This is a genomic window from Arthrobacter sp. B0427-1-12, assembly GCF_059092905.1.
Genome location: NZ_JBNHIC010000224.1, coordinates 1 through 433 on the forward strand (window position 1 = coordinate 1; position 433 = coordinate 433).

The 433-nt window shown below is 60.0% G+C and carries 1 pseudogene; it reads left to right on the forward strand.

The annotated features are described in order from the left end of the window. Nucleotides 1-143: 143 nt before the first annotated feature. Nucleotides 144-433, forward strand: a pseudogene (locus tag AC5RWU_RS24665) (hypothetical protein); the annotation flags it as partial.

The following is a 433-nucleotide window of genomic DNA, read 5'->3' on the forward strand; positions in this document are numbered from 1 at the left end:
GTCCACAACGAGTTCGATTGGGACCGGTACCGCGAACGGCAGTACGAGTACCTCTCGGAACTCGGTACTTGGTGACCACAAGCGGTCCAACGACTCTCGTCGGCGAAGTAGCCGGCAGTCATATCAAGAAAACAAGGAGCCTCATGATGAAACCTAATAGGACTGGTCGTGTTGGTGCGGCTGTGGTGTCGTTGTCGGCCGCAGCAGTGTTGCTCGCCGGGTGTGCCGGGGGTGCCTCGGATGCGGGGGCCGGGACGGCCGGAGGGAACGCGGGAGACGCGATCGCAGCGATGGAACCGGTGGAGCTCGTGGTTTCTGAGCCGTTCCCGGCGGCGTATTCGAATAACAAGGGCATGAAGTTGTTCATGGATTACGTGACCGAGCACACGGACGGCAAGGTGACGTTCGACGTCTATGACAGCAGCACGTTGCA